6 protein-coding genes are annotated in these 6,851 nt (G+C 37.2%); 2 read left to right on the forward strand and 4 right to left on the reverse strand.

Features of this window, described 5'->3' with window-relative positions; genetic code table 11:
* Window positions 1-163 precede the first annotated feature (163 nt).
* Window positions 164-1,072, reverse strand: a complete 909-nt coding sequence (locus HNP81_RS19960) for an EamA family transporter (protein ID WP_246399492.1) — start codon at window positions 1,070-1,072, stop codon at window positions 164-166.
* A 278-nt stretch (window positions 1,073-1,350) separates the two neighbouring features.
* On the opposite strand from HNP81_RS19960, the gene HNP81_RS19965 reads away from it, so the two are divergent.
* Both HNP81_RS19965 and HNP81_RS24085 read left to right on the forward strand, forming a co-directional pair.
* A complete protein-coding gene (locus HNP81_RS19965; protein ID WP_182503794.1) occupies window positions 1,351-2,442 on the forward strand; it encodes a PfkB family carbohydrate kinase in 1,092 nt (363 codons plus the stop codon).
* A 952-nt stretch (window positions 2,443-3,394) separates the two neighbouring features.
* Complete coding sequence (locus HNP81_RS24085; RefSeq protein ID WP_246399494.1) at window positions 3,395-3,694, forward strand: glycine zipper 2TM domain-containing protein; 300 nt, start codon at window positions 3,395-3,397, stop codon at window positions 3,692-3,694.
* 770 nt (window positions 3,695-4,464) lie between these two features.
* On the opposite strand, the gene HNP81_RS19975 is transcribed toward HNP81_RS24085, so the two are convergent.
* The 3 genes from HNP81_RS19975 to HNP81_RS19985 form a co-directional block, all read right to left on the reverse strand.
* Window positions 4,465-5,073 carry a recombinase family protein gene (locus tag HNP81_RS19975; protein ID WP_182503795.1) on the reverse strand — a complete coding sequence of 203 codons (609 nt, stop codon included), beginning with the start codon at window positions 5,071-5,073 and terminating at the stop codon, window positions 4,465-4,467.
* A 448-nt stretch (window positions 5,074-5,521) separates the two neighbouring features.
* Window positions 5,522-5,800, reverse strand: a complete 279-nt coding sequence (locus HNP81_RS19980) for a poly-gamma-glutamate hydrolase family protein (protein ID WP_182503796.1) — start codon at window positions 5,798-5,800, stop codon at window positions 5,522-5,524.
* A 629-nt stretch (window positions 5,801-6,429) separates the two neighbouring features.
* The coding region (locus HNP81_RS19985; protein WP_376766772.1) for a hypothetical protein at window positions 6,430-6,851 on the reverse strand (422 nt) is incomplete at its 5' end.

A 6,851-nucleotide genomic window follows, 5' to 3' on the forward strand; every position in this document is an offset into this window, starting at 1 on the left:
CTTTTTAAAATTGTCAATCACCTTAAAATAAATATTTTTATTAGCAATGACATGATGTTGAAAATGCCAACTTATCAGTGTGGTTTTTATTTCGTATAACGGAAATGCAAACACCTACTAATATGTTTTTTAAAATTCAACACCATGTAAGTTTTACTTAGTACTAATGTTGCTTAACTTTGGTTTTAATTAACAATATATTACTATTAAGCATTGTTGGTAAGGTCATTCCGAGAAGAATGGTTACAATCCCAACTATTTGCAGTGTAGTAACATGTTCACTTAACAAGATGACGGACACCATAACAGCGATTGGCAATTCAATAGCACCCAATATGGATGACATACCTAATCCAACTTTAGGAATTGCAATCGTGAATAAGTATACCGGAATAATCATCCCAAATAACCCTAATGCCAACCCATACATCCAAAGTCCCCCGCTAAACAAAGTGCCATTCCAAATCACTTCCGGTGATTGAAAAACAACAGACATCATCAAAGCAAAGAATGAAACCAATACTAAACGATTAGAGGTATTCATATTTGTTGTGGCCTTCCCGTTAAAAAATAAAAATAAGGAATAACAAAGTGCTGCTGCTAACCCCCATAACCATCCTTGGAAAGGTATTTGAGATACATCAACATCTATTAAACCAGCCGCTGGTATCGTCCCAATGACCAAGATTAGTAAAGATATCGTTTCAATTCGACTGGGAAATTGGCGTTTGGTTATACAAGAAATCAACATGCCGATCCATGTAAATTGAAACAACAGTACAACGGCCAAAGAAGCAGGTAAATAGTTCAAAGAACGACCATATAAAATATTAGTCAACCCTGTAAAAACACCAGCAAAGATCAGAATTTTAATCCCATTAAAGCTTAATTTTGTTCGATTTGTAACAATGAAAATAAACACCGCGATACAAAAACCAAAGAAGAATTGACTTGTCACTGCTTCAGAAACTGAAAAACCACTGCGCATGGCTAGTTTTATGATCGTTGAAACGACACCATAACTACTAGCTGCTATAACGACCAACAAAGGGTACAAATACGTTTTCATCATTATATTTCCTCCTACATGTTTATTATCCGCTCAATTATGACTATGATTTTTAGAAAACCTACAAAAAATCATAGTCTTCAATATAATTCAAAGATAGACGTATTTACAATCTCTTTTTTTTGGTTATTATAGTTTAACCTATCATTTGTCTGTAAAACTTTCTTCAATCTGTGTAAACAGGCAGAAGGTAAAATTAGTATTATTCTATTTGCAAATATACATTTACAAACATTTGTTTATATAATAAACTAAAGTTCAATAAGGGAGGAGGTTGTGCTATGGATAAAGAGAAACAAATTTTACATTACATAAAAATGAATCCTTTCATTTCACAGCAAGAATTATCAAGTAAAGTTGGTTTATCACGACCTGCAGTCGCCAATTATATCGCTAACCTGACAAGACGCGGGGAAATCAAAGGACGCGCCTATATTCTCCAAGAAGAATCGTCGATCGTCTGTATAGGAGGGGCAAACACAGACCGGAAAGCACGATCAAATCAGGAGGTGCGTTTATATTCATCTAATCCGGTAAAAATTACTGAAACTTGTGGTGGTGTAGCACGCAACTTTGCCGGGAATTTAAGTCGACTTGGTTGTAGCACTACTCTTATGACTTGCGTAGGGGATGACAAAGAAGGTAATTGGATACTGAATGAAACGAAAAGTCAAGGAGTCGATGTTAGTCAAGTATGGGTGTTACCAACAGAACGAACAGGGACTTTTACCACCTTATTAGATATAAATGGTGAAAGTATTGTCTCTATGGCTGATATGAATATTTATGAAAAAATGACAACATCCATGTTTGAGGAAAAATGGTCCTATATTGTTTCCGCTCAAGCTGTTTTTTTGGATATGAATATCCCTAAGAAATGCCTCGATTATTTAATTAATCGCTGCCGTGATGAAAACATTCCGATGTACATTGATCCGGTATCAACAGCCAAAGCACGAAAACTTCCATTACGTCTTGACGGTGTAGAAATGATGCTACCTAACCGAGAAGAGGCAGAAATACTTGCTGACATAAAAATCGACTCAATCGATGATTGTCAATTAGCTTGTGAAATAATTAGCCAGCGTGGCGTCAAAAAAATTATTATCACACTTGGTAATCAGGGGGGCTATTATTTTTCTACTGAGGAATCTGGACACTTGCCTCCTTTTAAAACGGATGTTGTTGATGTCACAGGGGCGGGGGAAGCATTTGCTTCATGTGCAATCTATGGAATCTTAAACGAAGAATCGCTTTTTAGTGCTTGCCAACTAGGTCTTGCTGGTGCTTCACTTACCCTTCAAACCGAAGAATCAATCTCCTCCTTTTTGAAACCTGAAAAAATTCATGAAATAGTAAAGGATTTTTCGTAATGAAATCACCTTTTCACCGTAGAAATACCTCCTTTTCGTTACGTAGAAGGAATTACTTCGTTGAAAAAGCATCTGCCTCTTCCTAAGCGGATGCCCTTTTTTAACTAGTTTCTTCTATAAAAAAATCTATCAACTTTTCTGGATATGAAAACACTCGTTAAAAACCTCGAATGACTGTAGCCAATCATTTAACTCCTATTCAAAGACTTCTCATTCACCATTCACTTTATCTAATTGCTAATAGTATTGATTTTTCCCTCACAAAATACTAAAAAGGAGAGCTGATCACTGTGATTGCTCTCCTTTTCTTACGTATGAATACCGTCCGTGGAATACTCTATGGTGTAACAAAATTTTCTGAATCGTGCCTTGCACAATCCTTAAAATCGGGATTTGGAGTAAAAATATGACCCTTTATTACGCTTTTTATAAAACCCCGTTTCTTTAGGTTTGGTGCAAACACCCAACTTGACGAGCGCCCCACCCTCCTTTCCAAATCTTTCGAATGAGATTTGTGAATTTAATCAATCGAGTAGGAGAGGGGTGACTAACCCCCGACCTCTCACATCATCGTACGTACCATTCGGTATACGGCGGTTCAAATTAAATGTGACGTAAAGTTTCGTATCGTTCAGATAGACTTTTGAGACCCTCTTTCCGCCAAAATTTCACAAACACCACACTAGCATTACAATAAGTATTCAATTTTGCTTGAGATTCTTCCTCAATTAAATGGCCCTTTAATGGAAGAACTGAAACATGATAACGATTTCTTAATTCTTACTTAACTAAGCACCCGTTAGTTGAACAAGAAAAAATGGCTGCCGATAAAACAACCATATCTTGAACCAACATATAGTGAGTAAAACTACTTCAGCTGGGTAGTATATGTTTAGGATGGTGTGATTTCATCACCAGCATATTCCCCATTAATAAACAAGGAAGTGAATAGATGAATCAGAGTAACGAACGCAATAACTTTGGTGGAAATGTAGAAGAAAGTGGCAACAATCGAGCTGGTAGTAATGCTAATCAAGGTACGAGTGACTTTGGTGAAGCAGCAACAGCAGGAACTCTTAATGGAGCCGTTGCGGGTGCTATGATAGGTGCTCAATTTGGACTAATTGGTACTGTAATAGGCGGTGTTTCAGGAGGTGCTATCGGTAACCAGATTGTAGAGGGGGCTGTAGTCGATGACAAAACAGCTTCCAAAAATCATGATGAGAGCAATAATAACTCTATAAATAAGTAGCAGGCACTTTACAAAAATGTATTTGTGTTAATCTCACCAAAAAAGGACCGTCAAAAAGACAGTCTTTTTTTCACTAGCCGAGTAGAAGGGAACCTCTCTACCTTACGGTAGATTGTGTTCCTCCCCCCTCACAGAACCGTGCTTGCGCTATTTACGCACACGGCTCCTCCTAGTCATCATTCACAAAATGTAGCTAATCACTTTTCTTCAGTCATATATATTCACCTTAACTCTTGGTGAAGGTTTCGGATATTTATAAAGAAAGAGTCTGAATTTATCCCGAGTAAGGGATTTACTTTTGCTAATTCTGCTATCCTTAGTAGTTTTGTTACCATTTAGTATACCTACCTCTGTGTGTAGTAAATGTGTCTCTAGTAAGGGTGATAACTGGTAGCAGCCTTTCCTCCATCCGATTTACTAACATTATGGAGCTCAATCCCTTCAACCATGTGGCTTTCGGCCCGCCACCTAACTGTCTACGCTTAAAGGCTAATGTTACCATTAGCCCTCCAAGACTCGCTACGAGTGAATGGCTAGTTCTTTCTCGACGGGAATCCCACCCGTTATATGATACGACCTAGGCTCGGCCGCACAAGCACCCTTTAGTTGAAGAAGCCATCTATCGCAATTTTAACTTGGACCATTCCTCTTCGGGTATTAACTCGGTAATAATGCCGAGCCACTTCTGGTTCATTAAAAATACACCCGCCTCCCCTTTCTCCCATGGAAAAAGTTACTTTTTTGACGAGTTTCTTCCATTATATAGTGTACTATTGAAAGTCTTCTTCATATTCCTTTACCAGCTTATAAAAAGTTGTCTTTTTAACGCCCAATTTCGCCATGGCTTTTACGGCTGTTATCTCTCCTACTTTCCAAAACTCATAGACTTCTTTAAATTCTTCCGTTATTTGAGCTTTCGGTCGGCCGAAGGGTACACCATTTTTCAATGCCATATCAATTCCTTCACGTTGCCGTTTCCGGATGCGGTCCCGTTCTTCCTCCGCCATCCAGGAAAGAATTTGCAGAACTAAATCCGCAATGAATGTACCTAGACTATCTTTATACTGTGTAGTATCCAACAACGGCATATCCATGACCACGATATCCGCCTGAATATTTTTTGTGATATCATTCCACTCCTGAAGAATCTCTTCTTTGTTCCGGCCAAAGCGATCCAAGGAATGGATATATAGCACGTCTCCTTTTCTCAACATTCGTTTAAGCAACTGATATTGGGTTCGATTGAAATCCTTGCCACTTTGTTTGTCCATAAAAATATCTCGTTCGCCTATCCCCTTTTCTTTCATAGCTTCGAGTTGTCGTCCCTCATTTTGATCCTTGCTGCTAACTCTTATGTATCCAAACTTTCGATCATCCATCTGTATCTACCTCATTTTCATTCTATTTTCTATTATTCTACTAAAAAACGTTCATAAAAGTATATGAAAATGAGTGAACGTTCGTAAATATTTTTAGATGTTTTACGAACGTAAAAAACAGCTGAATTATAGTAAAAATAAACCGTTCATAAAAGTGTACTTTTACGAACGGAACGATAATTACTATTTTGAACAACTCTAACAGAACAATTTCACACCTCTATTTCATGCGCTTGAATCTGTTGAAACAGTGTGTACTCTATTGGTACACAAAAATGTATTGTGCTCATTTTCAAATGTTGAGATAATGGGTTGTAGGTTTTTTCATGATAAGACATTAATAAAACTTAAGTTGGCCGCAAACCGCAAATATATATTTTAAGGATGTGGTTAAGAATGATTCCTATAGTGAAACATTCAAAAGATCCACTTAGTAAATTTCGTGACCTTAATTTAATTGGGGGAAATGAAGTAAGCCGTATTTTAGGTGTAGACCATAAAAGCGTTTTGAGGATGGCAAACAACGGACAAATTCTAAAACCTTTAGAATCAGTATCCGGCAGAAGTGTTTTGTGCCGATCTGTAATCCTGGCTGTTCAATATCTCCTCCATGTGGAGTAAAAATGATGGTTTTAGATCCATTCACCTTATGAGAACGAATGTCATAGTCAACTCCTTTTACCTCCACAGCTGCTAATTCTTTATAATTTGCATAAGTATCAGCCATTTATTTCTACCCCTCCCTATCCACTAATTAACTTAAATATCCGTAAGTTGTTTCAATAGTTTTCGAACTTCTAACTTCACACATACCCAACTGTATATTCGCTTACAATTAATTCAATATTGCACTCTATCCCCTTTTTCCCTTCCTTCCTGCCTTCACTTCGCTTTTGTGAAATATCTTAGTTTATGTTTGAATAGCTCCATAAATGCTTATCCAAGCTGCGGTTATTTTTTTGACCCCAAATAGAGAAGGATAACAATCAGGAGTTTTTAAAGTATTCTAAGAAGAATTGAGTGAAAAGAATACTTGATATCTTAACTCAGTAAACAATGTAATCAGTGTAATGATGTCTTGAATATGAAAAGTCATCAAATAACCTTGCTTAGATAAACAGAGCCATCAGAGGGGGGCCCTGAAAAATTCCTATACGGAATGTGGCTTTTAACAAGAAAAGATCTTAATTTCCTCATAAAAATCAAAAAACCCTTATAACCAAGATAAGCATTCGCTGTTCTTGGTATAAGGGAGAAATTAATCTTATTTCCACTTCTTTTTAATCTGAAACATAAGATTCAATTATATTGATTTTAGGAATGATTGCTTTAAGCACCCATTCTTCAAAAAATGATTTATTCTACAGACGCTGTCACTGCTACTGGAGTCACTTCAATCTGAGCTGCAAGAACAGCAGAGTTAACTGATGCATGTTCTTTCGCTGTCTCACTTGCATGCTCACCAGCTTGAGAGTTAAACTTGTTAATCGCAGATTCATTGAATTTTTCCTCAAAAGATTTTTCATCTTCTGTTCCTGCTGTAACAGCTTCTTCTGTTCCTTCAGTTACTGCTTTAGTAGTTTCTTCCGCAACTTCTTCTGTTCCTTCAGTTACTGCTTCAGTAGTTTCTTCCGCAACTTCTTCTGTTCCTTCAGTTACTGCTTCAGTAGTTTCTTCCGCAGCTTCTTCTGTTCCTTCAGTTACTGCTTCAGTAGTTTCTTCCGCAACTTCTTCTGTTCCTTCAGTTACTGCTTCAGTAGTTTCTTCCGCAGCTTCTT

Origin of the sequence: Peribacillus huizhouensis (assembly GCF_014138605.1) — a bacterium.
Taxonomy (GTDB): Bacteria; Bacillota; Bacilli; order Bacillales; family DSM-1321; genus Peribacillus; species Peribacillus huizhouensis.

What these genes read in the sequence shown, in the direction of transcription:
- HNP81_RS19980 (WP_182503796.1), bottom strand. Translation starts at nt 5,800, where the DNA reads ATGGCTGATACTTATGCAAATTATAAAGAATTAGCAGCTGTGGAGGTA.
- HNP81_RS24085 (WP_246399494.1), top strand. Translation starts at nt 3,395, where the DNA reads ATGAATCAGAGTAACGAACGCAATAACTTTGGTGGAAATGTAGAAGAA.
- HNP81_RS19975 (WP_182503795.1), bottom strand. Translation starts at nt 5,073, where the DNA reads ATGGATGATCGAAAGTTTGGATACATAAGAGTTAGCAGCAAGGATCAA.
- HNP81_RS19960 (WP_246399492.1), bottom strand. Translation starts at nt 1,072, where the DNA reads ATGATGAAAACGTATTTGTACCCTTTGTTGGTCGTTATAGCAGCTAGT.
- HNP81_RS19965 (WP_182503794.1), top strand. Translation starts at nt 1,351, where the DNA reads ATGGATAAAGAGAAACAAATTTTACATTACATAAAAATGAATCCTTTC.